General features: G+C 53.9%; 22 protein-coding genes and 5 pseudogenes. 13 read left to right on the forward strand and 14 right to left on the reverse strand.

Features of this window, described 5'->3' with window-relative positions; genetic code table 11:
* Nucleotides 1-6 precede the first annotated feature (6 nt).
* The 7 genes and pseudogenes from lptB to OA238_RS26580 all read right to left on the reverse strand — a co-directional run.
* Nucleotides 7-771, reverse strand: a complete 765-nt coding sequence (gene lptB, locus OA238_RS26540) for an LPS export ABC transporter ATP-binding protein (protein ID WP_015497547.1) — start codon at nt 769-771, stop codon at nt 7-9.
* Nucleotides 771-1,256 carry a lipopolysaccharide transport periplasmic protein LptA gene (gene lptA, locus OA238_RS26545; protein ID WP_015497548.1) on the reverse strand — a complete coding sequence of 162 codons (486 nt, stop codon included), beginning with the start codon at nt 1,254-1,256 and terminating at the stop codon, nt 771-773. Before lptA ends, lptB begins: the two co-directional genes overlap by 1 nt.
* A gap of 11 nt (nt 1,257-1,267) precedes the next feature.
* Complete coding sequence (locus OA238_RS26550) at nt 1,268-1,858, reverse strand: hypothetical protein (RefSeq protein ID WP_015497549.1); 591 nt, start codon at nt 1,856-1,858, stop codon at nt 1,268-1,270.
* 2 nt (nt 1,859-1,860) lie between these two features.
* A complete protein-coding gene (locus tag OA238_RS26555) occupies nt 1,861-2,829 on the reverse strand; it encodes a KpsF/GutQ family sugar-phosphate isomerase (protein WP_015497550.1) in 969 nt (322 codons plus the stop codon).
* A complete protein-coding gene (locus OA238_RS26560) occupies nt 2,829-3,440 on the reverse strand; it encodes a ribonuclease D (protein WP_015497551.1) in 612 nt (203 codons plus the stop codon). The genes OA238_RS26555 and OA238_RS26560 overlap by 1 nt, the downstream gene beginning before the upstream one ends.
* Before the next feature lie 263 nt (nt 3,441-3,703).
* Nucleotides 3,704-4,147 carry a glutathione S-transferase family protein gene (locus OA238_RS26565; RefSeq protein WP_044037725.1) on the reverse strand — a complete coding sequence of 148 codons (444 nt, stop codon included), beginning with the start codon at nt 4,145-4,147 and terminating at the stop codon, nt 3,704-3,706.
* A gap of 818 nt (nt 4,148-4,965) precedes the next feature.
* A pseudogene (locus tag OA238_RS26580) lies at nt 4,966-5,697 on the reverse strand (IS91 family transposase); the annotation flags it as partial.
* Between the two features lie 595 nt (nt 5,698-6,292).
* Between OA238_RS26580 and OA238_RS26585 the strand changes: the two are divergent.
* A complete protein-coding gene (locus OA238_RS26585) occupies nt 6,293-7,540 on the forward strand; it encodes an IS256-like element ISOan6 family transposase (protein WP_015497186.1) in 1,248 nt (415 codons plus the stop codon).
* A 42-nt stretch (nt 7,541-7,582) separates the two neighbouring features.
* Nucleotides 7,583-8,821 (forward strand): annotated as a pseudogene (locus OA238_RS26590) (ISL3 family transposase).
* Nucleotides 8,822-9,065: 244 nt separating this feature from the next.
* Here OA238_RS26590 and tnpC (OA238_RS26600) read toward each other — a convergent pair.
* From tnpC (OA238_RS26600) to OA238_RS26615, 4 genes are all read right to left on the reverse strand, one after another.
* A complete protein-coding gene (tnpC, locus tag OA238_RS26600; RefSeq protein ID WP_051076421.1) occupies nt 9,066-10,760 on the reverse strand; it encodes an IS66 family transposase in 1,695 nt (564 codons plus the stop codon).
* Nucleotides 10,761-10,829: 69 nt separating this feature from the next.
* Complete coding sequence (gene tnpB / locus OA238_RS26605) at nt 10,830-11,177, reverse strand: IS66 family insertion sequence element accessory protein TnpB (protein WP_015494728.1); 348 nt, start codon at nt 11,175-11,177, stop codon at nt 10,830-10,832.
* Complete coding sequence (locus OA238_RS26610; RefSeq protein ID WP_015494727.1) at nt 11,174-11,542, reverse strand: transposase; 369 nt, start codon at nt 11,540-11,542, stop codon at nt 11,174-11,176. The genes tnpB (OA238_RS26605) and OA238_RS26610 overlap by 4 nt, the downstream gene beginning before the upstream one ends.
* The gene (locus tag OA238_RS26615; protein WP_051076619.1) at nt 11,526-12,173 is read right to left on the reverse strand and encodes an ATP-binding protein; all 648 of its coding nucleotides are present in this window, start codon (nt 12,171-12,173) and stop codon (nt 11,526-11,528) included. Before OA238_RS26615 ends, OA238_RS26610 begins: the two co-directional genes overlap by 17 nt.
* A gap of 252 nt (nt 12,174-12,425) precedes the next feature.
* On the opposite strand from OA238_RS26615, the pseudogene OA238_RS31050 reads away from it, so the two are divergent.
* Together OA238_RS31050 and OA238_RS29470 are read left to right on the forward strand one after the other, a co-directional pair.
* Nucleotides 12,426-13,221 (forward strand): annotated as a pseudogene (locus OA238_RS31050) (IS5 family transposase).
* 23 nt (nt 13,222-13,244) lie between these two features.
* Nucleotides 13,245-14,144, forward strand: a complete 900-nt coding sequence (locus OA238_RS29470; RefSeq protein ID WP_015497556.1) for an alpha/beta hydrolase — start codon at nt 13,245-13,247, stop codon at nt 14,142-14,144.
* Nucleotides 14,145-14,247: 103 nt separating this feature from the next.
* Here OA238_RS29470 and OA238_RS26630 read toward each other — a convergent pair whose 3' ends face one another.
* Nucleotides 14,248-15,483: a tyrosine-type recombinase/integrase gene (locus OA238_RS26630; RefSeq protein ID WP_015497557.1), complete on the reverse strand. Its 1,236-nt coding sequence runs from the start codon at nt 15,481-15,483 to the stop codon at nt 14,248-14,250.
* A gap of 187 nt (nt 15,484-15,670) precedes the next feature.
* On the opposite strand from OA238_RS26630, the gene OA238_RS26635 reads away from it, so the two are divergent.
* The 4 genes from OA238_RS26635 to OA238_RS26655 all read left to right on the forward strand — a co-directional run bounded on the left by OA238_RS26635 (nt 15,671) and on the right by OA238_RS26655 (nt 19,592).
* Nucleotides 15,671-15,940 (forward strand): hypothetical protein, encoded by a 270-nt coding sequence (locus OA238_RS26635; RefSeq protein WP_015497558.1) that lies wholly within the window; start codon nt 15,671-15,673, stop codon nt 15,938-15,940.
* Entirely contained in the window at nt 15,937-16,284 is a 348-nt protein-coding gene (gene tnpB / locus OA238_RS26640) for an IS66 family insertion sequence element accessory protein TnpB (protein WP_015494728.1), read from the forward strand. The genes OA238_RS26635 and tnpB (OA238_RS26640) overlap by 4 nt, the downstream gene beginning before the upstream one ends.
* Nucleotides 16,285-16,353: 69 nt before the next feature.
* Nucleotides 16,354-18,048 (forward strand): IS66 family transposase, encoded by a 1,695-nt coding sequence (tnpC, locus tag OA238_RS26645; RefSeq protein WP_051076424.1) that lies wholly within the window; start codon nt 16,354-16,356, stop codon nt 18,046-18,048.
* A 15-nt stretch (nt 18,049-18,063) separates the two neighbouring features.
* Nucleotides 18,064-19,592, forward strand: a protein-coding gene (locus OA238_RS26655; protein WP_085982795.1) for an IS3 family transposase whose coding sequence is annotated in 2 segments (ribosomal slippage) — nt 18,064-18,505 and nt 18,505-19,592 — 1,530 coding nt in all. Because the reading frame shifts where the segments join, the coding sequence is not laid out codon by codon here.
* A 24-nt stretch (nt 19,593-19,616) separates the two neighbouring features.
* On the opposite strand, the pseudogene OA238_RS26660 reads toward OA238_RS26655, so the two are convergent.
* Nucleotides 19,617-20,594 (reverse strand): annotated as a pseudogene (locus OA238_RS26660) (IS91 family transposase); the annotation flags it as partial.
* 15 nt (nt 20,595-20,609) lie between these two features.
* Nucleotides 20,610-21,515 (reverse strand): tyrosine-type recombinase/integrase, encoded by a 906-nt coding sequence (locus OA238_RS26665; protein WP_015497562.1) that lies wholly within the window; start codon nt 21,513-21,515, stop codon nt 20,610-20,612.
* Nucleotides 21,516-21,783: 268 nt separating this feature from the next.
* Here OA238_RS26665 and OA238_RS34650 point away from each other — a divergent pair, with 268 nt between their 5' ends.
* From OA238_RS34650 to crtI, 5 genes and pseudogenes are all read left to right on the forward strand, one after another.
* Nucleotides 21,784-21,918, forward strand: a complete 135-nt coding sequence (locus tag OA238_RS34650) for a hypothetical protein (RefSeq protein WP_275450488.1) — start codon at nt 21,784-21,786, stop codon at nt 21,916-21,918.
* A 438-nt stretch (nt 21,919-22,356) separates the two neighbouring features.
* Nucleotides 22,357-22,735 (forward strand): annotated as a pseudogene (locus OA238_RS34335) (DDE-type integrase/transposase/recombinase); the annotation flags it as partial.
* A 211-nt stretch (nt 22,736-22,946) separates the two neighbouring features.
* On the forward strand, nt 22,947-23,720 hold the full coding sequence (locus OA238_RS26670; RefSeq protein WP_015497563.1) for a bacteriorhodopsin-like: 774 nt from the start codon (nt 22,947-22,949) through the stop codon (nt 23,718-23,720).
* Between the two features lie 68 nt (nt 23,721-23,788).
* Nucleotides 23,789-24,640: a polyprenyl synthetase family protein gene (locus OA238_RS26675; RefSeq protein WP_044037733.1), complete on the forward strand. Its 852-nt coding sequence runs from the start codon at nt 23,789-23,791 to the stop codon at nt 24,638-24,640.
* On the forward strand, nt 24,630-26,138 hold the full coding sequence (gene crtI / locus OA238_RS26680; protein ID WP_015497565.1) for a phytoene desaturase family protein: 1,509 nt from the start codon (nt 24,630-24,632) through the stop codon (nt 26,136-26,138). Before OA238_RS26675 ends, crtI begins: the two co-directional genes overlap by 11 nt.
* Nucleotides 26,139-26,143: the final 5 nt, after the last annotated feature.

The raw sequence follows: 26,143 nt of genomic DNA on the forward strand, positions 1-26,143 counted from the left end.
AACAGATCACGGAACGCGGAAGGAATTCCCAAGGTAAACGCGGCGCACGTTCTCGTCGCGCACGACCTCATCGGTGGTGCCGGACATCAGGATTTTGCCGTCATGCAGAATGTAGGCCCGGTCGACAATCTGTAGTGTTTCCTGAACGTTATGGTCGGTTATGAGCACGCCAATACCACGGTTTTTCAGGTCTGCCGTGAGGTGGCGAATTTCGCCCACAGCAATCGGATCAACGCCAGCAAATGGTTCATCCAGCAGCACATATTTTGGATCAGCCGCCAGACACCTTGCGATTTCTGCACGCCTGCGTTCACCACCTGACAGGGCCATCGCGGGGGCGCGGCGCAAATGTTCGATCGAAAAATCTGACAGCAACTCCTCGAGTCGTTCGCGTCGACGGGTGCGGTCGGGTTCTGCAATTTCAAGGATCGCAAGGATATTGTCTTCGACGCTTAGCCCGCGAAAAATAGACATTTCTTGCGGTAAATACCCGATACCGAGTTTTGCACGGCGATACATTGGCAAGGCTGTAATGTCGCGGCCGTCAACAATAACATTGCCGGCTTCGGGTGTCACAAGACCTGCGATGGCATAGAAACACGTGGTTTTGCCCGATCCGTTTGGCCCAAGAAGCGCAACAACTTCGCCACGACCCAGTTCAAGGCTAACATCACGAATGACCATCCGTTTACGGTAGCTTTTCCTTAAGTTGACGACCTTCAGGCCGACGTCACCGTCTGTGATCGTCAATCCATGTCCGGATTTTGGCATCAGTTGTTGCCTTGGTTGAATATCGTGCGCACTCGGCCTTCCATTTGGGCGCTGCCATCAGACAAGTTCACGCGCATGGTATCTGACGAGATTGCGCTGGCCCCTTGGGTCAACAACACATCGCCTGCCAATTCTAGCGTTCCTGTATCAAGATTATAGTCAGCCGTTAACGCTTCGGCGGCTTCGGTTGCCGTCGCGAACGTCACGCCGCCGCTCGCAGACAAGCGGCTGATATCGCCGGATGCATCATTATAGATGACCTGCACGCGCGCAGCGTTCAATCGCAGGTCGCCTTGGCCGAATACGACGTTGCCGATGAAGATCGCCGTGCCAGACGCTTGATCAATGCTGAGGCTATCAGCTGTGATTTCTACCGGCGCAGTCGGGTCCGCGTTGATCGCACCAAGGTTGATGTCGGTTTGGGCGAACACAGGGGCTGCACAGATCAGGGCCGCGCAGAACAAAGTAGTTTTGAAAAATTTCACGTCAAAGAATCCTATTGTTGCGGCGTGTATACCAGCCGAACGCCGTTTTGGAAAAGCATCACTTGACCGCCCATCCCTTCGGGCGTTTCAATGATCATCTGGCCCGCCGTCAAGGACCCAAAGGGCGCTTGAATTTCGAGGGCGCCATCAGAGGTAATTTGTCCGGTGGTAAGATTCGCAGTGATGCCTGCGGTTTCCATTTCATAACCGTTTGATGTTTCAATACGAGCCAGTCCGGTCAGACGCGCGATGCGTGTGGCATTGTTGATCTCGCCCCGACCGGCACGGATGTCGATATGAGTTCCGTTAACCACATCAATTGAGGCGAACATGGTTTCAACCAACAAAAAATCGCCAAGGGGGCGCGCCGTTTCAGCCGTAAGTTGGATCACGGATCCGTCGTCCGCGACGCCGGAAACTTGCGCACCTGACAGGCGCGGTTCACGGGCAACTTCTTCGATTTCGGCATAGGGAACGGCGCTGTCTTGCGTCGGTGCGCGCGCAAACAGGAAGACCGTCGACATCAGCGCCAATGCAGCCAGTGGCAATGTGATCTTTAGAAAGCCGACGAACTTCGAATATAGATTATCGTCGCCTAACATCGCTACACGATACCAGCGCGAAGGCAGTCATGGATGTGTAAAATGCCCACTACTTTGCGCGACCCGTTAGGATCGACCACAAACAGACAGGTGATTTTACGTTCATTCATCACGTTCACAGCCTCTTCTGCCAAGGATGCGGGACCAATTGTTCCGGGCGCGCGTGTCATTACTTCGCCCGCAGTCAGGTCCAACAATCCGGCCATATTTCGACGCAAGTCGCCGTCGGTCACGATACCCGCAAGGTAGCCATTGTTGTCCAGAACACCAACCACACCAAATCCCTTTTGACTGATCGTCAGCAGGGTATCGCTCATCGGGGTTTTTTCGCCAACCAGCGGGATGGCGTCGTCTTTATGCATTAGGTCGCCAACGCGTGACAGCTGTGCGCCGAGTTTGCCGCCCGGGTGGAAGTCACGGAAGTTGTCGGGCGTGAAGGCGCGGTGTTCCATGATCGCCACGCAAAGCGCGTCGCCCAGCGCCAATGTCATCGTCGTGGATGTCGTCGGCACCACGCCGGTGCCGCAGGCCTCAGGCAATTTTGGCATCAAGAGGACAATGTCGGATTGCGATGCGAGTGAGCTTTCGGCGCGGCTGGTTACGCCGATCAATGGGATGGCAAATCGCTGGGTATAAGCAATGAGATTGGCGAGCTCAGGCGCTTCGCCGGAATTGCTAATGGCGAGAACCACATCGCCCCGTGTGACCATCCCAAGGTCGCCGTGCGACGCCTCGGCGGGATGAACGAAGTGCGCAGGTGTCCCCGTGCTGGCCAAGGTTGCTGCAATTTTCCGAGCAATATGGCCCGATTTTCCGATGCCGGAAATGATGATCCGGCCTTTGGCGTTCAGGATTAGCTCGACGGCATCAGCAAGGCTGCCATCTATCGCATCGGCCAATGCCATCAGCGCGTCTGCTTCAGCGCGGATCACGCGGCGGGCGGTATCGGTGAATTTTGGATTATGTGCCATCAGTGAGAAAAGATATCCTGTTCGGGCCAGCCTGCCAGATCAAGCTGCGCACGCATGGGCAGAAAGTCAAAGCAAGCTTGCGCCATGTCGGTGCGAAGTTCGCGTGCCAAGCGGATGTTCAATTCATCGCGCAATTTATGAAGATACAGAACGTCCGATGCAGCATAATCAAGTTGTGCTTTGGACAGCTGATCTGCGCCCCAATCACTTTGTTGCTGGAACTTGGAGATGTCGACGCGCAGAAATTCTTGCAGCAGGTTTTTCAGCCCATGGCGATCGGTGTAGGTCCGGATCAGTTTACTTGCGATCTTGGTGCAGTAAACAGGCGCCGTGACGGTGCCAAATGCATTGAGCATCGCAGCAATATCGAAGCGACCGAAATGAAAAAGTTTCAGCACCTGCGGGTCGGCAAGGACTTTGCACAGGTTCGGCGCCGTGGTCTGGCCGCCAGCAACTTGGATCAGATGGCAGTTCCCGTCACCGCCGCTTAGCTGAACGAGGCACAAACGATCGCGATGCGGGTTCAGGCCCATCGTTTCACAATCAATCGCCACAACAGCCCCAAGATCGAGGCCGTCAGGCAAATCATTCTGATAAAGGTGGTTTGTCATCATATTCCTTTAACATGCGATGAGGCCCGAAAGGGGTCCCTACCCACCATGCGACTGCATGTTTTCACGGGTGAAATAGCAGCTTTATAGTCCCGTGTGTAGGTCAACGTGCCGCTTACTTTCGGGGGTCGGTTGGGTGCGTCTCGCATGGTATCTGACGGGGTTGCGCTTGAATGGTGACGGTGGCTACGATGAACAAAAGCCAACGACTTAGACCGCCGATTGATTCACAAGTTGCACTGTTTTAAAGCTCTCCAACGACCTTAAGATGAAAGCTCAGGGTGCAAATAAGCGTCTGGATAGGACGTCGGAGAGAACGGACCCAAAGGCACGACATTGTTCCAGGATCTGCCAAAATAACCCTGCCGACAATGAACCAAGGAGTTGGCATCAGCAACGCCGGGCAATGCATAAACGCGGCATAGCCAACGCCACAGATGCGGATAATCCAGAATTTTCGCTCCGTTCAACTTCATCCGCACATAATAAACTGGGTCATGCCGATAGAGCGTTGGAAAGAGACGTAGGTCGGCCTCGGTGAAGGTATCGCCCGTCAGGAATGGACGGTCATCGGCAGCGAGCCGCAATTCCAACGTGTTGAGCGTATCAAAATAGGCAGTGAATGCAGCTGCATAAATTGCCTGATCTGACGAAAATCCAGCTTTATAGGCGCCGTTGTTAATGCCCACATAAATTTGGTCGTTCATAGGTAAAGACCCCTCGCTTGAAGCTGTCTTCTCCCTCACCTTGGATCATCAATCGTTTGAAAGGGTTTCTCTTGTCTAGGTCCAGCTCCGAGTAGGCAAAGTTGAGTATAGCTGAAAGGCTGTTGACCCTGCGCCTGATTGTCGCGGTCTTGTTTCCCTTCTTGGTCAGATGTCGGACGAAACACCTTCGTATCTTCACGAGAATACTGCCTGACATCTCTGTCTCCAGCCACCGCAATAAACGTGGTTAAGGCGACCCTGAGTGGGGTTTGCTCAATGCTCCTGAGGGACAGGTATTCCTCTGCCATCTCTGACAACAAGGCCGATCTTGGTTTGAAGCTTTCGATGACTGAGGCGACATCCACTGGGTGAATCACTTCTCGAGCACTCCAAGAGCTTTCAAGAACCTCATTGAGTCGCCTGGAATATAGCTCTGCTTCAACAGGGTCTTGCGATAAGGATTGCCGAATGAATGATCCGTAGGCGTTAACCGTTTAGGTTTTTCGATGCGGGCCTGAGCGTGTCTTCTCCTCTTGGTGCGACGGTGGCCCGCGTTGGGAAACATGACTAGGAGGAAGCCGTGGGGTCTGGGTTTGCCCTATGGGGAAAGCGCGAAGTTGGTTCTTCCGAGGGCACTTCGAATTGGTGGTCCTTTGCTTCATGCGCCGAGAATTGATGCGCTTGCGCTTGTTTTGTGGAGTGCTTTGTCTCAATTTCGAACGCACCAAGTGCTGTTACTTCCCGTTTATGCAAACCGATATCAGCGCTGAACGCGATGCCGTTCAGAGAATAGTCGTTGATTGGTGGCGTGCGCCCCGTCATGCGGCGGCCTTTCTGGGCGGTGCGCGGGAATGCGGTTTTTGACCGCGCTGGAAAGTCTCGATGATGCGCATTTGCCCGCCGCAGTCGGGGCATGGTTCTCGCAGTGTGAGAGGGGTGACCTCGGCGACTGGTGGGTCATCCTGTTTGGCGGTTTGTGCGCCAAGTAAGGTCCGAGCCTTTGCGATATTAGCTTTTCGTTGCGCGCTGGCGAGCAGACCATAGTGGCGGATCCGGTGGAACCGGTCCGGTAGCACATGGATCAGAAAGCGGCGGATGAACTCGGATGTGGAAAGGCGCATGACGGATCGCCTATCACCAGATTTGACGCGATAATCTTTCCATTGGAACGCAATGGTGTTGGTATCAGCACTTATCAAACGGCTGTTTGAAATCGCCACACGGTGCGTATATCGGCTGAGATAGGCGAGCACGGCCTCGGGTCCGCCGAAGGGCGGTTTGGCATAGACCACCCATTCTATTTTGCGCAACGGGGCGAGATATGCGGCGAAGGCCTGCGGTTCCGATAGTTCAGCGAGATCACCAAAGAAGACCAATTCCCTTGCGCGATGTAAGGCCAGCAGCCTTTCAATAAACAGGCGACGGAACAACCGCGACAGCACCCGCACATGCAGAAAGAAGCCCGGCTTGCACGCGACCCATCGGGTGCCGTCCGGGGACAGGCCCCCGCCCGGCACGATCATGTGGACATGGGGATGATGGGTCATGGAACGTGAAACGATTTGCTCGGTCTCGCGCCAAAGAAAGTTGAACACCGCCGCCTCGTTGAACACCCCGATCAAGACATCTTGGTCGTTCAGGATCGGTAGATGGCTAAAGCCTGTCAGCTTCATGTCATCTGCCAGATCTCCAAGCGGATCGGTCAGTTTCGCGGTTTTCATGTCTTTGCGGGATATGCCCACGGAACGCGCGTTGGGCGGGTTACCGCGCAATCTCAGTTAGTGATCAGGTTGCAAAGTGATCCCATTATTGACGCCCACATTTGTCTCCGACACTTTCCAGTCAAATAACCAGCAAACAACTCGAATGATATCAAGTTATTGTAATCATTGTATTTTCGTTATGTCCTATGGGTTCGTGACCTCACTCAGTCAAGAAAACTGCGGCTCTTCTCCGCTTTGTTGAGTAAGAAAAGATGCCGACCATCAAGTAACCTATTGATATGTTAGGTTTCTGACAACTTTACATAGGGCAGTTATATGGAGCTATGACTGAATCTGGTGTTTGAGTGGTTTGAAGGTTGGCGGCGTATCTGGTTGAATTGTTGTTGGAAGACAGCAGCCCAACCAAAGGAGATACACCACCATGGGAACTACTAACATTGTTGATTTTGCGCGTCGAGACGAGATGACGGACGCGTTGACGGAGTTGCTGAAAACGGGAGCACAACAATTGATCGCGACAGCAGTTGAGGCTGAGCTTGTCAGTTATTTGGCGCAATTTACCGGCTTACGCACCGATGCCGGTCACGCGGCAGTCGTGCGTAATGGACATCATCCGGCCCGCCCGTTTCAAACGGGCATTGGCCCTGTGAGCGTGCGCATTCCAAAGGTTCGGTCCAAGGACGGCACACCGGTGACATTCCGGTCTGCCCTGGTGCCGCCCTATGTGCGCCGCACGAAGACGCTGGAAGCGGCCTTGCCATGGCTTTACCTCAAAGGGATCTCCAGCGGCGAGATGGCTCCCGCCCTCAAGGTTCTTCTGGGCCCAGATGCCGTTGGCTTGTCGGCTAATACGGTTTCGCGTTTAAAACGCGATTGGGCCAATGAATACGAGGCTTGGAAAGGCGCTGAGTTAGATGACGAGCCCATCGTCTATATCTGGGCCAACGGCGTTCACAGCGGCCTTCGGGGCGAGGATGACAAGCTCTGTGCCCTTGTTATTATTGGGGTAACTGCCCGTGGCAAGAAGCGATTTCTGGCAATTGAGGATGGGGTGCGCGAGTCCACGCAGAGCTGGCGCGAGGTTCTGCTTAACCTCAAAAGCCGAGGCATGAATGCGCCCAAACTGGCCATCGGGGACGGTGCCATGGGGTTTTGGGCGGCCATGGACGAAGTCTATCCTGAGACCCGCCATCAACGCTGTTGGCAACACAAAACGATGAACGTGCTCAATTGTTTACCCAAGCTGTCTCAGCCAAAAGCCAAGGCCGCGCTGCACGACATCTGGCAGGCCGAGACCAAAGTCGATGCAGAAAAGGCATTCGATCTGTTCATCAAAACCTACGAACCCAAATATCCCAAGGCCACACTATGCCTGCAAAAAGATCGTGAGGAACTCATGGCATTCTTCGACTTCCCGGCGCAGCATTGGCAAAGCATCCGCACTAGCAATCCAATTGAATCGGCCTTCGCGACGATCCGGCATCGTACCAAGCGTTCAAAGGGCTGCCTGTCACGCGATGGCATGCTGCACATGATGTTCAAACTGGGGCAATGTGCTGAGCAAAATTGGAGGAAGCTACGCGGCTTTGACTACCTCGCAAAAGTCATCACAGGCGTCACGTTCAAAGACGGAATCGAAACCACAAACCCCGACCAGATCACCGCATGACCAACAATACTCAAACACCAGATTTGACAATAACTCAGGTATATGACCATCGACATCTCGCAACATATTTTACGCCTGAAGGGGCAACGTGTAAATGAAATTGAGCTGGCTGAAGACGGTGCGAAGGTTATTGTTCAGTGCAGTCGGGATGCCCGCAGGAGCGCTATAGACCCTGCAACCGGCAACCGGCAAGAAGGGTAGCATCAACCAACATATTCGCCGACAAGTAAACGACATCCCGTTTTTTGGGTATCCTTGTGTGATTGAGATTGAGCTAGCGCAGGTTTTTATTAGCAAGGGTGAGCGCCGCATTGAGGCGTGTCCTTTTGTTGATAAAGGGTGCCGTTTCACCCATCGATTTTGCCATCTTATCAGTGGATTGTGCCGTCATTTATCCATTCTGGCTGTCTCCAGGCATTTAGGTATACGATGGGAGACGGTAAAGAATATTGACAAGGCATACCTGATGGAAACGCTCCCTGCGCTTGATCCCGCACAGCTTGCTGGCTTGGAATACATTGGTGTCGATGAAGTGGCCCGGGCGAAAGGTCATGACTATATGACGGTGGTCTACGATATGGTCGGAGGGCATCTGATCTGGGTGGAAGCCGGTCGAACTGCCGAAGTTTTTTCAAGGTTTTTGAAACAGCTGCAGCCAGATACAGCCCATAAAATAAAGGCCGTGTCGATGGATATGGGGCCTGCCTACCAAAAGGCTGTCAGGGAGTCCTTGCCGATGGCCGACATCGTATTTGACCGTTTCCACGTCATGAAAAACTACAGCAAGGCTATCCATAATCAGCGTCGCCTTGAGTTCAGGAAGGCCGATCCAAGTGGTAAAGAGTTGATGAAGGGCACGCATTATCTGTTGCTCAAAATGCGGATAAGTTGACTGAAAAACAAAGTAACAAGCTGCAAACGTTGCTGGAGAGCAATAGCAACCTGAATACGCTTTACGTCTTAAAAGAACAGCTTCAGGCTCTGTGCAGCGCCCCATCATTTGAGGGGATGTCAGAGCAACTGGAAAATTGGTGCCTGATCGCAGATCAGTCACACATGCTCTATCTGAAAAAGTTCGCAAAATCCCTAAGAAAACATTGTGTGGGCATATGCAACTACGCGAAACACAAGCTGACAAGCGCCAGGATAGAGGCTGGTAATGTCAGTATAGGAATGATCCGCAAACGAGCCAGGGGCATCAGGGATACCGAATACTTCAAACTCAAAATTAGACAATCATCCATCCCAGATAATCAATCTATATTCTATTTGAAATCCTAGAATAACTCAACAAAGCGGAGAAGAGCCAAAACTGCAAACAAAACTATGCCCATACAGGTACGTACTTCGCATTCCATTTTCCCTGATCTGGATCGTAGGGTTTGATAACATGGGCATCAAGTGCATCACGAATAATGCGGGAAGCCATAGAGCTATTTTTTTCCTCAAAACCGAACCTCTCTCTCAGTGAGGTGTTGGTCAACTCTTCTCGCATTACATACGTAAGCATCAACGCTGCCCTTGATCAAGCTGCGTCTTTTGCCTTGGCCTCGGCGTTTTTAGCATCGATCATGTCCTGATAGGCCCACGGCATGAGATCGTTGATACGGTTTGCTTGATGGTCCTGGATGCGTTCCAGCACCCATGCGAGCCAGGCTTTGGGATTCACTTTGTTCATCTTGGCGGTCTCTATCAACGTATAAGCAATTGCTGCAGATTTGCCGCCTGCTTCTGATCCCATGAAGAGATAGTTTTTGCGTCCCACGGCCACAGGGCGCACTGCGCGCTCGGCTGTGTTGTTGTCCAGCTCAAGAAAGCCGTGATCAAGATAGGGCCGTGCCTTTGGCAGGCGCGCCAGTGCATATTTGATCGCCTTGGCCAGCGGCGTCTTGCTAGAGATCTTGCCCAGTTGCTCTTTAAGCCAGACTTCCAGGTCATCAAAGATCGGCTTGGCGTATTCCTGACGCAGGGCCACGCGTTCCGCAGGGGGCAGGAACCGCGCTTGTGTCTCAACATCATAGAGCTTTTTAATCCGCAGCACGGCTTCGCCCGCCACGGGCAGCTTTGTGCTTTCATAAAGGTCAAAGAACTCACGCCGCACATGGGCCATGCATGCCATCTCTTTGACCCGCCCCGTGCGGTAGGCGTCATTATACCCAGCATAGGCATCCGCATGGGCGTAGCCTTCATAGCTTTCGAGATGCTTGCTGGGATGCTCCGCCTCACGGCTGGTGGAGAACTGGTACCACACCGCAGGTGGAGCTCCGCTGGCCCAAGTGTCTTCTTTTCGGGCATAGACCCACAGTCGCGCGGTTTTGGTCTTATTCTTTCCTTTGCCATTGCCCTTCTGGAGCAGCTTGACCGTTGTGTCATCCATGAAGATCGCCTGCGCCTCAAAGACGTGATCGCGGATTGCATCTGAGACGCGCTCCAGCAGTTTGGTGCATTTGCCGACCCATCCCGCCATGAGCGATCCACTCAGATCAATGCCCTCGTTGGCAAACATCTGGCTCTGGCGATACAGCGGCAGATGATAGCCGTATTTACAGCACAGGATGTGGGCCATCAGCGCGGGGCCGACAAAGCTCTTCGGAATGGGTCGGCTTGGCATCTCAGCCTGAACAACGGCCTCACAACAGGTGCAGGCCAGACGCGGGCGGCCAATTTGGTTCACGATGTAATGTCCCGGGACATATTCCAACTCCTCCATCACATCCGTTCCAAGCACTTTGAAGCTGCCGCCACAGTCGGTGCAAGCATCACTGGGGGTGATGGTCTTTTGGACACGCTTCAGCCCCTTTGGGAAAGGTTTGCGCTTGCGCGGTGTGCGGGGCGGCTTGGCCTCAGCGTCAGAGGGTTCATCATCTGTCTCAACGGCTTGTTCGATCTCAAGTTCTTCAAGGATCAACTCAAGCGCCAGCTGTGCACTGCTTTCCGACTTTGAGCCAAAGCGGTGCTTGTTGTGACCGTGGAGTTGCAGGCGCAGATCGGCGATGATGGTGTCTCGGTTCTGGATGGCCCGCGCATGAGCGGTGCGCTCGGCACTCAGGGCGGCGTCCACTGATGCCATCTCATCCTTGAGGCGTTTTTGTACCGTCGCATGGCCAAGGGATGACCCGAGAAACGCTTGCTTCAGCTCTGACAATTCCGCTGTTTGCGCGGCAACGTATGCCTGTACTTCAGGGGGCAGATTAGTCAGATTTGGAGGGGTCTTACTCATGCCATTACATACCAAATCTCGGGCATCATGGGAATCCCACAAAGGCAAGAAGTCCTATAAAACATACAGCTATCCAACCATACTTGGACGCCATGTCTTCTTGAGAATACGCCAGTCTATGCCTTCCATCAGCATCGCAAGCTGTGCGCGGCTTAGGCTGACTTTACCTTCCTTGACTGAGGGCCATACGAACCGTCCACGTTCAAGCCGTTTGGTAAACAGGCACGCGCCCTGACCATCCCACCAGATCATCTTGATCTGATCGCCACGACGGCCACGGAACAAAAATAGATGCCCCGCGTAAGGGTCAGCTGCAAGAACCTGCGCGGTCTGCGCCGCCAGCCCGTTGAAGCCGCGCCGCATATCCGTAACTCCTGCGGCAAGCCAGATCTTCGCATCCCCCAAAACAGGGATCATGCTGCAAGTCCTCGCGCCAGTTCCAGCACAAAGCCAGCATCAACCCCGTCGCTCACGCTCAGCTTGCGACCGTTCTCAAGTGTGATCTCAATATGGGGGACAGGTAAGATGCTGGTGCCGGATGACGCAGGCGTGTCCACCATACCCGCATCGGCAATCTCTACGGGGGTGAACTGGCCTATATCTGATTTGTCAGGCTGAAACCGCCCATCGCTGCGCCATGCATAAATCCGGTTGGTGCCCACACCGTGCTTCTTGGCAACCATTGGAACACTCACGCCAGCAGTGTGGCTTTCCGCTACAAGCTGTCGCTTGAAATCATCCGTGTATTTGGAACCTCGGCCACGCCTAGTCTTGTTCATCATCAAAATCCTCATATCGCGCCAGCCATATCGCCAGCTTCGCGCAATAATCGCACCTTAGATCATGCCAAAAAAAGAGGGGGTTCCCTGTATGTTTACTTACATACCTCAGACACGCATGAAGATAATATGCATGTAAGCGGTCTGCCGTGTCCATGTCCTTGAAGTCCTTATGAGCGAATAAGATGGCCCGAGCTGCACTGCCGCTGGTCTCCCATCGAGGAGGAGGGAGTTGATAAAGTTCGCTCTCAAAAACAACTTTATCGACACCGCTGCCACGCTCCTCGCAGACACCTATGCGTCGCATGAATGCTGCAAGGGCTTCGTTTCTTGATCGCGGTGCTTGATCCAGCAATCGGTCTATGTCGCCCAAAGGGACACCAGTGTTCGTGATCTCGCCTCGGTCTTCAAAAACTTCAACCATCGGCCCGCTTCCAGAGATCGTGAAGTCTTGGTGGATCACGGCGTTCGCAATCAGTTCTCTCAGGGCTAGATCTGGATACATAGTTAATTCATCACGAAGCGCGGACCCGATCACTTCATTTCTTGGAAGTAGGGCCTTGAGGAACTCAATCAAACCTTCGAAGCCAACTGCATACCCTTTGCGGCCTTCTTGTTCTCGTTCAGTTACCATTCTGACCATTGCCTTTGTAAACGATCAAGCGAACAGCTTTGCGCGCCATTGAAGGAAACTCTGTTAGATCACGGGCGAAGAGTATCGCTCCCAAATTTGTGATGTCCCAGTGACCGGCGTCGTTCTTCCTAACGAAATCCTCTAGACCGAGGTCGGAGAGTATTTTTTCCCGATCACTAGGGTCAGGACCCATTAATTGATTGAGTTTGTCGCGTTGTGGTGATTCATAGTCTTCAATTGTAGGGGGATATTATGAGCAATTTGTATTGGCTGACTGAGGCGCAGATGGAGCGTCTCCGGCCGTACTTTCCAAAGAGCCGAGGTCGTGCTCGTGTGGATGACCGTCGTGTTTTGAGTAGCATTATCTTCATCAATCGCAATGGTTTAAGGTGGTGTGATGCACCTTCCGAGTATGGACCGCCGAAGACGCCATATAATCGATGGAAGCGCTGGAGTGATATGGGCATATTTGCCCAAATCTTGATGGGGCTGGCCGAGCAGGCCCCCGACAACAAAACCATCTCAATCCCCTCTCATCGAAACTGCGTTTCGACTGCCGGGCAGTGGACGCCACCTACCTCAAAGCACATCGTACGGCCGCCAGCCTGCGGTTAAAAAAGGGGGGCGAGGACGCCTGATCGGGTTGACCAAGGGCGGTATGAATACAAAGCTACATGCTGCCACAGACACCAGCGGACGACCAATCCGCCTCTTCATCACAGCAGGACAAGTCAGTGATTACACTGGTGCAGCCGCCTTGATGAATAATCTGCCTGAGGCTGACTGGCTCCTCGCTGACAGAGGGTACGATGCTGATTGGTTCCGTGAAACCCTTGTAGACAACGGCACAACGCCCTGCATCCCCGGTCGCAAGTCGCGCAAAAAGACCGTCAAGTACGACAAGCCCCGTTACAAACGACGCAACCGTATCGAGAGAATGTTCGGAAGGCTCAAAGATTGGCGCCGCGTCGCAACTCGCTACGACAGATCACCAACAGTCTTCCTCTCCGCAATCGCTCTCGCCGCAACCGTCATATTTTGGTTATGAGTCCTGAGCCTAGGAGTTGCCTCATGTTTCAAGAAGTGAGTTTTGCCTCAGAGGGCGCGAAATTACGGGGGCGGCACTACAGCCATGCAATCAGTTTGAACCCGACCGTCGTCATGACACACGGTACGACCGCGACAGTCAGCATGACAGTAGACCACTACGCTGAAGCCATCTTTGCTGCTGGCTTTGATGTGCTGCTCTATGACCATAAGAATTTTGGACGAAGCGGTGGCGAACCGCGTCAGGAAATTAACCCTTGGATACAAACACGCGGCTACCGTGATGCTGTTGCGTTCTTGCGAGTGAAGCAGCCTGACAGCCCGATCGTTCTTTGGGGTGACAGCTTCTCCGCTGGCCTCGCCTTAGTCGCGGGCGCGCTGATCGACGACATTGCAGCCATAGTTGCGCAGATTCCAGTTTGCGGAGTGGCACTTCCTCAGGGATTTACTGACGATGGTGCGTTTGAAATCATGAAAGAGGTTTTCGAGATTGGCGATGTGGCTGGTGGACCAGAACAAACAACGGGTCCAATGCCGGTTGTGTCGTCTGATCAACAAAACACCCCATCGCTACTAACGCCAATCCAAGCGTTCAGGTGGTTTATTGAACACGGTGGCCGACATGGCAGTAGATGGGAAAACTGGGCTTCGCGGGTCATCCCCGAGACGCCCGTAGCGTGCAACCCCTATGTGACGGCACCTTATTTGAGTATGCCCGTTCAGATGGTGGTCGGACGCAACGATGAGATGGTTCATTGCAATCCCGAAATACAGCGTGCCGTGTTCGACCGGCTTACCGGTGAGAAAGAGTTTGTCGAAATAGACGGTGGGCACTTTGGTTTGCTTTGGCACCCAAGCGCTGAATTTGATGAGGCCATCAATCGGCAAATCGCATTTCTGTCCAAAGTATTTGAAAGTGACTAAGAAAACCGACATTCGGGCGACGCGCAACTTCTGGTAAAATGGGCTCAGAGCCACCGCTCGCTGCGGGTTGTTCAAAGATCCGCTGTGGGCCGATAGTCACCCATCACCCATCACTCCCCCACACCTTCACCAACGCCTCCCGCATGACCTCAATCGCATAGCCTGAGCCATAGTTGGCAGCGACACTGCCCTGGGCATGTCCAAGGATTTCCATGGAGAGAATCTCAGGGCAGCCAGAGTTGCGCAGCTTGTCCTTCATACGGTGCCGCAGTGAGTGCATTGTGATCTTCTTGTCAGTGATGACTGTGCGTAGACGCTTCATCAGCATGGCAGAGGCTTTGTCATTGCCCCTGCGTTGAGCATAGGTGGGAAAGATGGGGTCGGTATCCGATAGTCCAACCTGATGCTGTATGAGGCACTCTGTAGCTCTCCGTGACAGCGGGATCCTACGGGTGGAGGTCTTTGTCTTGAGGCCTCGGCGGTCATTGGGGCGGATGTGGAGGATTGCTTTGTCGAGGTCCACATCCTTGGCCTCCAGCCCTGTGATCTCTGCCAAGCGGGCTCCGGTATTTGTAAGGAGGATGAGCAGAGCCTTGGCAACGTCACTGCTGGCAAAGGCAGGCACCATTGTTGCCAGTTGTTCATCATTGATGGGGAGCCGATCAGTATTGCTGCTTCCCGCTCCCTTTATCTTGATGGCCTGGAAGACATTGCGGAAGTCCAGATCATGCTCCAGCAGGACGTGATTAATGGCCGCCTTCACCACCCCAAGGTTCCGCTGCACAGAGTTGGGTGACATGCGGGATAGGAGGAGGTCACGATAGGCATTGGCATCAGCCCGGGTCAGATCCTTCAGCTCGGTCCACTCAAAGCGATTCTTGCCAAGGCAAAGGGTCAGGTCTTTGCGGATACGGTCAATGCGCGTTCTGAGGCCATTGTCCGTCTCTTCCGCTTTGTAGGTAAAGTATTCCTCCAGGACCCTAGACAGTGACATAGGGGCAGGTGTTGGGGATGCTGCTCTGAGTTGCTGGGTGACGCCTTTGGGGACAGAGTGAGCCACATCCTCAGCTAGCTCTTGGAAGTCATCAAACTCGGGCCACTCAGGATCAACAGCCCCCTCAATGAACATGGACTTGTGGCGTTCACCAAGGCGTTCCCGCACAAGCTCTTTGGCCCGTTGTTCATCTGTGGTGCGTCGTTCCAGATCAAAGAGAGCGTCGATCTCTGCATGAACCTTGGGCAAAGCCCAAAGGGCATCTTGGTAGGTATTCCCCAGCTGGCGATAGACAGTTGCCTTGGGAATCACTGTGCGCAAATCTTTGGGAACATTCGTAAACATACAGGGAACCCCCTCTTTTTTTGGCATGATCTAAGGTGCGATTATTGCGCGAAGCTGGCGATATGGCTGGCGCGATATGAGGATTTTGATGATGAACAAGACTAGGCGTGGCCGAGGTTCCAAATACACGGATGATTTCAAGTGACAGCTTGTAGCGGAAAGCCACACTGCTGGCGTGAGTGTTCCAATGGTTGCCAAGAAGCACGGTGTGGGCACCAACCGGATTTATGCATGGCGCAGCGATGGGCGGTTTCAGCCTGACAAATCAGATATAGGCCAGTTCACCCCCGTAGAGATTGCCGATGCGGGTATGGTGGACACGCCTGCGTCATCCGGCACCAGCATCTTACCTGTCCCCCATATTGAGATCACACTTGAGAACGGTCGCAAGCTGAGCGTGAGCGACGGGGTTGATGCTGGCTTTGTGCTGGAACTGGCGCGAGGACTTGCAGCATGATCCCTGTTTTGGGGGATGCGAAGATCTGGCTTGCCGCAGGAGTTACGGATATGCGGCGCGGCTTCAACGGGCTGGCGGCGCAGACCGCGCAGGTTCTTGCAGCTGACCCTTACGCGGGGCATCTATTTTTGTTCCGTGGCCGTCGTGGCGATCAGATCAAGATGATCTGGTGGGATGGTCAGGGCGCGTGCCTGTTTACCAAACGGCTTGAACGTGGACGGTTCGTATGGCCCTCAGTCAAGGAAGGTAAAGTCAGCCTAAGCCGCGCACAGCTTGCGATGCTGATGGAAGGCATAGACTGGCGTATTCTCAAGAAGACATGGCGTCCAAGTATGGTTGGATAGCTGTATGTTTTATAGGACTTCTTGCCTTTGTGGGATTCCCATGATGCCCGAGATTTGGTATGTAATGGCATGAGTAAGACCCCTCCAAATCTGACTAATCTGCCCCCTGAAGTACAGGCATACGTTGCCGCGCAAACAGCGGAATTGTCAGAGCTGAAGCAAGCGTTTCTCGGGTCATCCCTTGGCCATGCGACGGTACAAAAACGCCTCAAGGATGAGATGGCATCAGTGGACGCCGCCCTGAGTGCCGAGCGCACCGCTCATGCGCGGGCCATCCAGAACCGAGACACCATCATCGCCGATCTGCGCCTGCAACTCCACGGTCACAACAAGCACCGCTTTGGCTCAAAGTCGGAAAGCAGTGCACAGCTGGCGCTTGAGTTGATCCTTGAAGAACTTGAGATCGAACAAGCCGTTGAGACAGATGATGAACCCTCTGACGCTGAGGCCAAGCCGCCCCGCACACCGCGCAAGCGCAAACCTTTCCCAAAGGGGCTGAAGCGTGTCCAAAAGACCATCACCCCCAGTGATGCTTGCACCGACTGTGGCGGCAGCTTCAAAGTGCTTGGAACGGATGTGATGGAGGAGTTGGAATATGTCCCGGGACATTACATCGTGAACCAAATTGGCCGCCCGCGTCTGGCCTGCACCTGTTGTGAGGCCGTTGTTCAGGCTGAGATGCCAAGCCGACCCATTCCGAAGAGCTTTGTCGGCCCCGCGCTGATGGCCCACATCCTGTGCTGTAAATACGGCTATCATCTGCCGCTGTATCGCCAGAGCCAGATGTTTGCCAACGAGGGCATTGATCTGAGTGGATCGCTCATGGCGGGATGGGTCGGCAAATGCACCAAACTGCTGGAGCGCGTCTCAGATGCAATCCGCGATCACGTCTTTGAGGCGCAGGCGATCTTCATGGATGACACAACGGTCAAGCTGCTCCAGAAGGGCAATGGCAAAGGAAAGAATAAGACCAAAACCGCGCGACTGTGGGTCTATGCCCGAAAAGAAGACACTTGGGCCAGCGGCGCTCCACCTGCGGTGTGGTACCAGTTCTCCACCAGCCGTGAGGCGGAGCATCCCAGCAAGCATCTCGAAAGCTATGAAGGCTACGCCCATGCGGATGCCTATGCTGGGTATAATGACGCCTACCGCACGGGGCGGGTCAAAGAGATGGCATGCATGGCCCATGTGCGGCGTGAGTTCTTTGACCTTTATGAAAGCACAAAGCTGCCCGTGGCGGGCGAAGCCGTGCTGCGGATTAAAAAGCTCTATGATGTTGAGACACAAGCGCGGTTCCTGCCCCCTGCGGAACGCGTGGCCCTGCGTCAGGAATACGCCAAGCCGATCTTTGATGACCTGGAAGTCTGGCTTAAAGAGCAACTGGGCAAGATCTCTAGCAAGACGCCGCTGGCCAAGGCGATCAAATATGCACTGGCGCGCCTGCCAAAGGCACGGCCCTATCTTGATCACGGCTTTCTTGAGCTGGACAACAACACAGCCGAGCGCGCAGTGCGCCCTGTGGCCGTGGGACGCAAAAACTATCTCTTCATGGGATCAGAAGCAGGCGGCAAATCTGCAGCAATTGCTTATACGTTGATAGAGACCGCCAAGATGAACAAAGTGAATCCCGAAGCCTGGCTCGCATGGGTGCTGGAACGCATCCAGGACCATCAAGCAAACCGTATCAACGATCTCATGCCGTGGGCCTATCAGGACATGATCGATGCTAAAAACGCCGAGGCCGAGGCAAAAGACGCAGCTTGATCAAGGGCAGCGTTGATGCTTACGCTGAAGCGGATGCTTCCGCCGAACAACGTGGCCATTCGGCAGCTTTCGCGGGAGGAAGGCATTTCGGCAGCGACGCTTTTCTCCTGGCGTGCTGAGGCGCGCAACAAGGGGCAGCTTTTGCCTGACGCTGATGCGAGCCCTGAGGGCTGGTCTTCACGTGACAAGTTTGCGGCGGTGTTGGAAACTGCTGCTCTGAACGAGGCTGACCTAGCCGAATACTGCCGCAAACGCGGCCTTTACCCGGCGCAGATTGCCATGTGGCGAGTTGCTTGCGAGCAGGCCAACGACTGGGACCGCACGAGTGCAGCACGTCTTGTGCGTGCGACCAAGGAAGACAAGAAACGGATGAAAGATTTGGAACGCGAGCTTGCTCGCAAGGATCGCGCACTGGCCGAAACTGCAGCACTGCTTGTTCTGCGAAAAAAGGCCTCAGCGATCTGGGGGGACGAAGAGGACGCATGATCAGCACCCCAGATCGCCAAACCGCAGTTGCTCTGATCAATGAGGCCGTCACCGCAGGAGCGCAGCGCGCCAAAGCCTGTTCCGAGTTGGAAATCAGCGAACGCACTCTGCGGCGCTGGACAAAAGACGGCGAGGTTCGCCCTGATAAGCGCCCCCTCGTGCCGCGTGCGGAACCAGCAAACGCGTTGAGTACGGCAGAACGCGCGGCTGTTCTAGATGTCTGTAATTCAAAGGAGTTCTCTAGCCTTCCCCCAAGTCAGATTGTGCCAAAGCTAGCAGATCGGGGGCAGTATCTAGCCTCGGAATCGAGTTTCTACCGCATTCTGCGCGCCAATGGATTGCAGCATCACCGGGGTCGAGCCAAGTCCCCAGTCAAGCGTAAGAAGCCCACAAGCTATCAGGCATGCGCGCCCTGTGAGGTCTGGACCTGGGACATTACCTGGATGCCGGGACCTGTCGCAGGCATGTTCTTTTATCTGTATCTGATCGTGGACATCTTCAGCCGGAAGATCGTGGGCTGGGAGGTCCATGAGCGTGAAAGTGCGGATCTAGCTGCCATTCTGATCCGGCAAGCAGTGCTAGCGGAGGGCTGTCAGTTGCGCCCCTTGGTTCTGCACGCTGACAACGGCAGTCCTATGAAGGGCGCCACGATGAAGGTGACGATGGAAAAACTAGGGATCACGGCCTCCTACAGTCGCCCTCGCGTAAGCAACGACAACCCTTTCTCAGAGGCGTTGTTCCGAACCTGCAAATACCGCCCGGACTGGCCGACCAAGGGCTTTGCCACCAAGGCGGATGCTCAAACCTGGGTCCAAACCTTCGCTGGTTGGTACAATAGTGAACACCTGCACAGCGCCATCCGCTTCGTCACGCCGAATGCGTGCCACGCAGGTCATGATCGTGCAACGCTCACAAATCGTGCCAATCTCTATGCAACTGCTCGCGCGCAAAACCCGCAACGCTGGTCAGGAAAAACCCGAAACTGGCAACCAGCAGGACCCGTCTGGCTGAACCCAGAAAACGAAATCAGCGCCTCTGAAATCAGAGACGCTGCATGAAATCGGCGGACAACACCTTTGACAAACACCGTAGTGGCGGATGCGGTGCTGACCTCTTGGCAGGACGTGGATCAGGAACCGGCGAATAAATTCTGATGTTGCCAGCGTCATGGTAGTGTGGCGGCCCGCACCTTTGAGGCGATAGTCCTTGGCGCGGAAGGTGACGTTTTGCGCATCGAAACGGATCAACCGGCTGTTTGAAATGGCAATCCGATGTGTGTAGCGCGACAGGTACGCCAGCACCGCCTTCGGCCCGGCGAAGGGTTCTTTGGCGTAGACGACCCAGTCGATTTGAATCAGTGGTTTGAGGAAGTCGTTGAAGGCATTTCGATCTGCAAAGTTTGTGAGATCGCCGAAGAATTGCAGTTTCCCGACCATGTGCAGCTTGGCCAGCCCTTCCAGAATGAGCCGCCGATACAAGCGGGATAGAACGTGGACAGACAGGAAGAAGTTCTTGCGGCAGGCGATCCATTTTGAACCATCTGTCGAAAGCCCTCCCCCCGGCACGATCATATGGACATGGGGGTGGTGGGTCATCGCCGAGCCCCAAGTGTGAAGGACCGACGTTATGCCAACCTTTGCCCCCAGATGTTTAGGATCAGCGGCGATTCTGACCACAGTGTCCGCGCTTGCCCGCATCAGAAGATTATAGATCTCGCGTTTGTTCTGATATGCGATGTCAGCAATCTGCTTTGGCAAGGTGAAGACCAGATGGAAATACCGCACAGGCAGCAGTTCAGCCTCACGTGCCGCAAGCCATATCTTCGCTGCACCCGCCTGGCATTTTGGGCAGTGACGGTTGCGGCATGAGTTGTAGGCGATATGCTCATGCGCGCAGTCGGCGCAGCGCGCGACATGACCGCCAAGCGCCGCGGTTCGACAGCGCTCAATCGCACTCATGACTTTGAACTGGTTCAGGCTGATGTGTCCTGCGTTTGCGGCACGCCAAGCAGCACCATGGTCACGGAAGATATCCGCGACCTCCAGTGATCGACTGGGCATGGTGGCCTATGAAGGCTAAGGCTTGCCCTTCTTCCGCTTGGCTCCATTCAGATCATCCAGCGGACTGTCCACTGCCGCAATCATGCCCGTGGCAACGCTGGCATAGCGCGCAGTAGTTGTCAGTTTGGAATGCCCGAGCAAGGCTTGGATCACCCGGATATCGACGCCGCGCTCCAACAGATGGGTTGCAAAACTGTGCCTCAACGTGTGCAGCGTGACCGGTTTGGTGATCCCGGCTTCCCGCGCGGTCTCTTTAAATAGCCGCGATATCTGTCGCGCTGAGAGGTGTTTGCCGCGATATCCGGGGAAGAGGACCCGCTCAGGCGTTGGCAGATCCTTGTCCTGACCGGTGGGCCGCTCTTTCCACCACTCACGCAACATGCCCAAGATATCGGACGGCAGCATGACGTTGCGATCTTTGCGGCCCTTTGCTTGCACAATCCGGATGATCTTCTGAGCGCTGTCGATATCGCCAACCTTCAAACGCACGACCTCGCCTGCGCGCATTCCGCAGCCATAGGCAAGCGACAACATTACGCGCGCCTTCAGGCTCGGAGCCATGGCTAGAATGCGTTTAATCTCCTTTTTGCTCAGCACCAGTGGCACTTTCACCGGTTCCTTCAAATGGAAAATCTCAGCCACCAAATCATGCCGTCGCAGGGTCACGCGGAACAGAAACTTGACGCCTGTCATTGTTTGGTTTCGGGTGCAGATGCTGACACCGCTCTCCACCAGATGTTGTTGGAAGTACTTCACATCATCTGGCGTGGCCGTCTCTGGCGAGCGCCCTAGCCAAGCCGCAAAACGCTTACAGGCGCGCTGGTGACTACTCTGTGATGCAGGGCCGAGATTGCGCCCCGACATATCGGCAATCATACGAGCACGAAGGGGCGTCGTTGGTGTCGATTGTTGAATGTTCATCGGAATATCCTCTGTCAATCGAGGCAAAATCACCTCGACCAACAGCACACACCCAACATCTAGAATCGCGCAACAAATCCCTGTTCACCCCAACACCCGCCACAAGCGCCCCTATCGCGAAGCGATTTAGTGCTTGGGCCGGAAGTGACCTGAAGCACGGTCGCTTCTCGGAAGTACATTGTGTATGTTAACAGTTACTTTTGTACTCGGGTGCGTTTCCAAAACCGGCTACAGAATTAATACCTCGGAGTAATTGATGGCAAGCCGCATGACAGCTGATGAAAAGCGCATTTCAAAACTGAAAAGTGCGTTAGACAAGCTTAGACGTAAGGAAAACGTGCAAAATCGTCAGTTAAAAACCTTGCTTGGCGATGAAGCATATGCACGATTTATTACGCTGTAGCGGCGAGCAACGATAATTGCATCATGCGCCAGTAGCTATGGGCCGTTTGTGTCATTCGACACCAAGGGCGGGGAGCGGACCTTCGCTGCGGGTGCGATGATACCACCTGGGACGATGTAAGCAGACCTTTGCAAGCTGTGCTCACGCAACTGCCCTTGCCGAGTTGGTTATGTCAAAGGTGGGTAGCTCGCACGTATTCGACTGATTGGTTTAAGCTTTCAAAAGCTAAATTTTTTGCCGTCCGGAAAACAAATTAGACTGTCTAACGTTAGCACTTTCTGGACAGATTCGAGGATTCGAATAAGGGCGGATTTCTGGTTCATCTTATCGATCAGAAGATCAAGATGACGAAGAAGCCACCGAGAAGGTGGTCAAGAACATCAGCCGCGTCATATCCCCCTCAAGGTTTGCCAAGGCAAACCACTGCCGGGTAATAGGTGGGCGGTCAGTAATCGCATGAAGCGGAATCTGGTGATCCGAGCGTTGGACAGGTCCGTGGCGCTGCGCCAACCGCCGGAGAATTGCATTTACAATACGGACCGTGGGTCAGAATATTGCTCAAACGAGTATCAACTACGTCAGTCCAAGCATGGATTCAAAGTCTCGATGAACTGCAAGGGCAATTGCTGCGACGTTCTTCAAATCCATCAACACAGAATTGATCTGGTGTAACCACTGGGAGACACGTCGTCAGGCAGAAGGCGCTATCTTTCAGTATATCAACAGCTTCTATAATCCGCGCCGACGCCGCTCATCGCTGGGCGGCAAAAGCCCCTTTGCTTCTGCGAAAGGCCGGATAAGAAAGTTGTGGGACTGAAACGTAAGCGCGACAAGGCCACGTACGTCAGATCCGCACATGAGACTTTTTGCTGCACCCAACACCTAAAATTCATTAAAACTCGTAGCATTTTGTTTTTAAGCAAGAATTTCTTGAATCAAAGCCCTGTAGCATCAAAAAAATCTGGTACGCCATTGAATACACCTGAAACCGACTATCTAAAATTTATGTTGTTAACGGGAGAAAACACATGGAAACATTATCATTGGGTCAATATGATCTTATTTTTAACGCCTTTTCGTTTGGCTTTGCTACGCTTGCCGCAGCAACACTTTTCTTTTGGCTTGGCATTGGTCAGGTGAAATCAGAATATAAAACTGCTTTAGTAATAACAGGCTTGGTAACATTCATCGCAGCCTACCATTATTTCCGCATAGGACAAAGCTGGGTTGACGCATACACGCTCGTTGACGGGGTGCACGTGCCAACCGAAAAAGCCTTTAATTCGGCATATCGTTACGTCGATTGGCTTTTGACTGTGCCGCTTCTGTTGATCGAACTGATCCTCGTGATGAGCCTCAGCAGATCCGAGACAGTCTCGCGCGCGACCAGTCTTGGTCTTGCGGCGCTGTTAATGGTTGCCTTGGGATATCCGGGCGAAGTGTCAGACTCGGGCGGCGTCCGTTGGATCTTTGGTCTTTTGTCTATGATCCCATTCCTTTGGATCGTTTTCCAACTCTACGTTGGTCTGGGCAAAGCAATCGAAAGCCAGCCGGAAAATGCACGTGGTCTCGTCAGAACGGCACGTAACGTAACCGTTGGCAGCTGGTGTTTTTACCCAGTTGTCTACTTTGCCGGCGCAGTTGGCCTTGAAGGTCCCTTCGCCACGGTTGTTGTTGAAGTAGGTTACACCATTGCCGACATCATCGCAAAAGCTGGCTTCGGTGTACTTATCTACATGATTGCCATGCGCAAAAGTGAAGACACCAACGATTCCATAAAGACAGCAGTCCCTGCTGAATAAACACTTTAGGCCGTCCCTGCTTTTTTTGTGGGGGCGGTCCCTTCTGGTGATCCGATAGGATGTTTTCGATGTTCGGTATAAAAGATCGATCGGCTGTTTTATTAACCGAAATTGACGCCGAAATTGACCGGCTTCTTTTGCCCAATCCTTCTCGAGTTGCAGATGCTGCTCGGTATCATTTTTCAGCCGGCGGCGCGCGTGTGCGTGCACGGTTGGGTCTTGATGCCGCCGCCACGCTGAACCTCTCACCACAGGCGTCTCTTGCCTGCGCAATCGCGCCCGAACTGTTGCACAACGCCTCTCTGGTGCACGACGATCTTCAAGATGGAGACGCAATGCGCCGCGGCAAGCCGTCCGTATGGTCACGGTTCGGTAAAAACATTGCAATCTCGACCGGTGATTTGCTGATATCCGCGGCCTATATGGCCATCGCGGTACATCCTTATCCCGCGCTTGCCCTGTGTGCGATGCACGACGCAGTTTCATACACTATTGATGGACAGACGCAGGATTGCCGCTCGACGCAGCCAACACCTGAAGCATACGTAAACATTGCTGCCAACAAGTCTGGCCCGTTGTTGGCGCTGCCGATCCGCCTCGCGTTGATCGCCGCCCAAGCGCCTGGACAGGAGACCGTTGTCCACGCAGGTCGCGCGCTGGCTATCGCTTACCAGACGCTTGATGACATAATGGACCGCGCCGACGATCTTGCGAAAGGGTCAACAAATATCTGTTTGTCTCTTGAAGCATTGGGCCACTCCCCCGAGTCTGCACAAATCATCGCAACGGCGCGCGCACGCGCAGCACTGAAATCTGCACGAAAGGACGCGAACGCCCTTCCCCACGGAGTAGGCCTACCGTTTATAGCACTCGCTGACCGCCTTGAAACTCAATTAAAGGATGTGTCCAATGCCGCGTGATACCAGTTTCCCCATCACACAAACTGCCATTGTTGCAGGCGCTGGATTTGGCGGGATTGCGGCAGCGCTCCGTCTACGTGCCAAAGGCTATGACGTACACCTGATTGATCGGTGCCCTCGTCTTGGTGGACGCGGTCAGGTGTTTGAGAAAGATGGGTTCCGCCATGATGCGGGACCAACAGTTTTGACGGCTCCGCATCTTTTTGAAGAGTTGTTTGAACTGTTCGGCAAAAAAATGTCGGACTACGTCACATTGGTCGTACCCGACCCATGGTACAGGTTTCAATATCACGATGGTGATACATTCGATTATGGTCCGACAGAAGCCGCGACTGAGGCCGAAATCGCACGTATTTCGCCCGTAGACGTCGCGGGCTACCGCCGCATGGGCGCGTGGTCAAAGAAGATTTATGATGTGGGTTTTACCAAACTGTCTGCTGTTCCGTTCCATTCAATTATGTTTATGACAAAACAAATCCCAGACCTCTTGCGGCTCCGGTCTTTCGAAAGCGTGTGGTCAATGGTGTCGCGTCACCTCAAACACGACAAGCTGCGCCGTGCGTTTTCGATCCAACCATTGCTTTTGGGTGGCAATCCGTTTTCGACCACCGCTATCTACGGCATGATCAACCATCTTGAACGTGAGCACGGAGTTTGGTTTGCCATGGGTGGGACCGGTGCAATGGTGAACGCATTTGAGCGCTTGATGGTTGAGGAAGGCATCAAAATCTCACTCGACACTACAATCGCGCAAATCAAGGTCGATAATGGGCGTGCATCCGGTGTCGTGCTTGAAACGGGTGAGGACCTTGATGCAGATGTGGTCGTATCGAACATGGACCCAGTCCATGTGTACCGCAACATGCTGCCTCAATCCGAGATTACGAACGTCGCAAAGTTGCGGTCTCGCAAGCCACGTTTATCGATGGGCCTGTACGTCATGTACTTCGGCGCCAAAAAGACATGGCCCGATGTTGCCCACCACACGGTGTGGTTCGGTGAACGCTATAAAAGCCTGCTGCGCGATATATTTGACAAAAAGAAACTTGCTGATGACTTTTCGCTTTACGTGCATCGTCCTACGGCGACTGATCCCAGCTTTGCGCCTGATGGTTGCGACAGTTTTTATGTGCTGTGTCCGGTTCCAAACCTTGCCGGTGGGCAGGATTGGGCTGTGGACGGCCCCAAACTGCGCGACCGGATCATCGCGGCCCTTGATGCGACCATGTTGCCCGGTCTCACCGAAACGATAACCGCAGAATTCGCCATGACACCGGAAGATTTCAGTCACGACTACCTCTCGGTCGACGGCGCTGGATTTTCACTATCGCCGTTCTTTACGCAATCGGCGTGGTTCAGGTTTCACAACCGAGCAGAAGGCCTGCGGAATCTGTATTTCGTAGGAGCGGGAACGCATCCTGGCGCTGGATTGCCCGGTGTCGTGTCATCCGCCAAGGTTCTAGAAACGCTCGTTCCAGTCGCGGAAACCGTCACATGACCCCG

The sequence above is a fragment of the Octadecabacter arcticus 238 genome, assembly GCF_000155735.2.
In the GTDB taxonomy this organism is placed as follows: Bacteria; Pseudomonadota; Alphaproteobacteria; order Rhodobacterales; family Rhodobacteraceae; genus Octadecabacter; species Octadecabacter arcticus.

Excerpts from the sequence above, each read along its gene's own strand:
- tnpB (WP_015494728.1), top strand. The coding sequence starts at position 15,937 with ATGATCCCTGTTTTGGGGGATGCGAAGATCTGGCTTGCCGCAGGAGTT.
- OA238_RS34650 (WP_275450488.1), top strand. The coding sequence starts at position 21,784 with ATGACAGCTGATGAAAAGCGCATTTCAAAACTGAAAAGTGCGTTAGAC.
- OA238_RS26635 (WP_015497558.1), top strand. The coding sequence starts at position 15,671 with ATGGTTGCCAAGAAGCACGGTGTGGGCACCAACCGGATTTATGCATGG.
- OA238_RS26615 (WP_051076619.1), bottom strand. The coding sequence starts at position 12,173 with ATGGTAACTGAACGAGAACAAGAAGGCCGCAAAGGGTATGCAGTTGGC.
- OA238_RS26585 (WP_015497186.1), top strand. The coding sequence starts at position 6,293 with ATGGGAACTACTAACATTGTTGATTTTGCGCGTCGAGACGAGATGACG.
- OA238_RS26610 (WP_015494727.1), bottom strand. The coding sequence starts at position 11,542 with ATGATGAACAAGACTAGGCGTGGCCGAGGTTCCAAATACACGGATGAT.
- OA238_RS26665 (WP_015497562.1), bottom strand. The coding sequence starts at position 21,515 with ATGAACATTCAACAATCGACACCAACGACGCCCCTTCGTGCTCGTATG.
- lptB (WP_015497547.1), bottom strand. The coding sequence starts at position 771 with ATGCCAAAATCCGGACATGGATTGACGATCACAGACGGTGACGTCGGC.
- OA238_RS26675 (WP_044037733.1), top strand. The coding sequence starts at position 23,789 with ATGTTCGGTATAAAAGATCGATCGGCTGTTTTATTAACCGAAATTGAC.
- OA238_RS26550 (WP_015497549.1), bottom strand. The coding sequence starts at position 1,858 with ATGTTAGGCGACGATAATCTATATTCGAAGTTCGTCGGCTTTCTAAAG.
- OA238_RS29470 (WP_015497556.1), top strand. The coding sequence starts at position 13,245 with ATGTTTCAAGAAGTGAGTTTTGCCTCAGAGGGCGCGAAATTACGGGGG.
- tnpC (WP_051076421.1), bottom strand. The coding sequence starts at position 10,760 with ATGAGTAAGACCCCTCCAAATCTGACTAATCTGCCCCCTGAAGTACAG.
- crtI (WP_015497565.1), top strand. The coding sequence starts at position 24,630 with ATGCCGCGTGATACCAGTTTCCCCATCACACAAACTGCCATTGTTGCA.
- tnpC (WP_051076424.1), top strand. The coding sequence starts at position 16,354 with ATGAGTAAGACCCCTCCAAATCTGACTAATCTGCCCCCTGAAGTACAG.
- OA238_RS26555 (WP_015497550.1), bottom strand. The coding sequence starts at position 2,829 with ATGGCACATAATCCAAAATTCACCGATACCGCCCGCCGCGTGATCCGC.
- OA238_RS26630 (WP_015497557.1), bottom strand. The coding sequence starts at position 15,483 with ATGTTTACGAATGTTCCCAAAGATTTGCGCACAGTGATTCCCAAGGCA.
- OA238_RS26670 (WP_015497563.1), top strand. The coding sequence starts at position 22,947 with ATGGAAACATTATCATTGGGTCAATATGATCTTATTTTTAACGCCTTT.
- OA238_RS26565 (WP_044037725.1), bottom strand. The coding sequence starts at position 4,147 with ATGAACGACCAAATTTATGTGGGCATTAACAACGGCGCCTATAAAGCT.
- OA238_RS26560 (WP_015497551.1), bottom strand. The coding sequence starts at position 3,440 with ATGACAAACCACCTTTATCAGAATGATTTGCCTGACGGCCTCGATCTT.
- tnpB (WP_015494728.1), bottom strand. The coding sequence starts at position 11,177 with ATGATCCCTGTTTTGGGGGATGCGAAGATCTGGCTTGCCGCAGGAGTT.